This is a genomic window from Kitasatospora sp. NPDC057595 (assembly GCF_042800875.1).
In the GTDB taxonomy this organism is placed as follows: domain Bacteria; phylum Actinomycetota; class Actinomycetes; order Streptomycetales; family Streptomycetaceae; genus Kitasatospora.
Map to the genome: position 1 here is coordinate 1 of NZ_JBHVGL010000062.1, position 1,952 is coordinate 1,952.

Consider the following 1,952-nt stretch of genomic DNA (forward strand, 5'->3'; position numbering starts at 1 on the left):
CAGAGAGTGCCCATTTATACACACCCCCTAAATCGTGGTGTGACAATGGGTTCTCGCCGGCTCGAAATCGGTTTGTCATTCTGACAAATAACCCTTCGGGAAATAAAAAAAACGGCTCCATAAAGAGGAACCGTTTTGCTTCAAAAATCACGTTTTGTGTTATACTGGAGAAACGAAATTGTGTTTTCAAAATTGTCATTTTCGACATGATAACTTTTCTCGTAGTGTGGTTTTGCCGAACCCACTACTTTTTTTATGTCTCCGAACTTCATTTCTTCCCGTTCCGGCTTAACAATCCCTTTTGATTTTCGATACATATTCATTCCGGAAGGATACATGTGCAGCCGTCCGCCTTTTAAAAATTTCTTTTCCCGACCTTCTACGATCTTTGTTTGCACCTCACAGCCCTCTGAAGCCACTTTTAAGGCTGTTTCCCTGTCTTGGACATCTTCTAGGTCTATATCAGTCAAATAAGCGCTCAAATAGGCTCCTATGTTGTCTATATCCTTTAATGACTTGATTGTTACAAATCCTAAACCCCATAGACTCCTTAATTCAGCATTTTTAATATAAATCTTATCCAAATCATTAAAGCGCATTAAAACATGACAATGCCAGGCTCCACGTCCTTGTGGCTCTACCACCGATAAATAATCTATCGAACTTTCTTTCTTGTATTTATAACGCAACCTGTCGATAAAATTTTGAAAATCACTATAAAGTTTTTTCGTGTCCGTCATATTTTTCTTGTATGTCAAAGTTATATGTAATTCATTTGGCCGTCCTATAAAATTGTTATTTATCAAATAACGCAGCTTCTTAAAGGTTTGTCTCAAAGAATTATAATTTTCCTGCCGATTTTCCGAATGCTCGAACTCCCGGATCTCCCCAGTAGAGAGGTCTACAAACCTATCCTTGTCCAATTTTTTGATATTATTTTTCCGGTTCATCTTCTCCATATGCTGAACTTCAATGACGTGATTCATAGTGGTCACTTTTACAACATCATTTGGAGCTATGAAAACCGCGTCACCATTGCGTTTATCCATCCATTTCCCCTCAATTTTTCCTGTAATGTTTAATTAAAATCAAGTTAATAATAAAGAACCCCAAATCCGAAGTCAGTTTTTCAACAAAAATTAGCGTCCTTTTCCCAAATAGTCCCTATACAATTCCTTAATAGCAAACTCAATTACAGCATCTTTTGAAACTCTTCCAAATTCATTGTGTTTTGTAAAATGTTCGGCTAATAACTCTAGCTTTTTAAATGTTTCAACAGTAATTCGAGGTCCAATTTGTTTTTTCTCTTCCATCCAAACACACTCCTAACAAGTTGTTAACATAATTCTAACATTGGAAATAATAGAATTCAAGAACAGAAAAAAGAAGCACACTCGGAATGATATTTCGTTTCCTTTTGATTCCGAGCCTCCACCCCTTACAATCCCCAAAGGCAACCGACAAGGGAAAATTCGTCCCTTATCGGCACCTCCGGAAATTGTACAGCAAGGGGTCACTCCCAATAAAAAGACTACGACATATAAAACAGGTTTAGCTTCAGAGAAAAAGAGCATAAGGAAACTCGGTGCCACCCTAAAAAAAAGGGTGTCAAACAGGCTGTGCCTGTTGAGTTTCTATGCTCTTAGAACAGGTGCCGTTTTTGAAGCCAAAGATATAGCATAGATACCCCATAGATATAGCAGGGATATACCAAAATATCTCTAGAGATACGGGTATCTATGCTATATCTCTCTACAAGATTCCTCCACACGCTTGACGGAAATGCTTCAGCATTTTAGCACTCACTCGACAGAGTGTATAAGTGCGCCATTCGGAATTTCAAAGCTTCAAATTTCACAGAGAGTGCCCATTTATACACACCCCCTAAATCGTGGTGTGACAATGGGTTCTCGCCGGCTCGAAATCGGTTTGTCATTCTGACAAATAACCCT

General features: G+C 38.4%; 2 protein-coding genes. Both read right to left on the minus strand.

The genetic code is table 11. The features are described 5' to 3' along the window. Positions 1-140: 140 nt before the first annotated feature. The gene (locus ACFU9E_RS35425) at positions 141-1,049 is read right to left on the minus strand and encodes a hypothetical protein (RefSeq protein ID WP_375839305.1); all 909 of its coding nucleotides are present in this window, start codon (positions 1,047-1,049) and stop codon (positions 141-143) included. Positions 1,050-1,139: 90 nt separating this feature from the next. Further along, positions 1,140-1,313: a hypothetical protein gene (locus ACFU9E_RS35430; protein WP_375839303.1), complete on the minus strand. Its 174-nt coding sequence runs from the start codon at positions 1,311-1,313 to the stop codon at positions 1,140-1,142. Between the last annotated feature and the right edge of the window lie 639 nt (positions 1,314-1,952).

Excerpts from the sequence above, each read along its gene's own strand:
- ACFU9E_RS35425 (WP_375839305.1), bottom strand. The coding sequence starts at position 1,049 with ATGGATAAACGCAATGGTGACGCGGTTTTCATAGCTCCAAATGATGTT.
- ACFU9E_RS35430 (WP_375839303.1), bottom strand. The coding sequence starts at position 1,313 with ATGGAAGAGAAAAAACAAATTGGACCTCGAATTACTGTTGAAACATTT.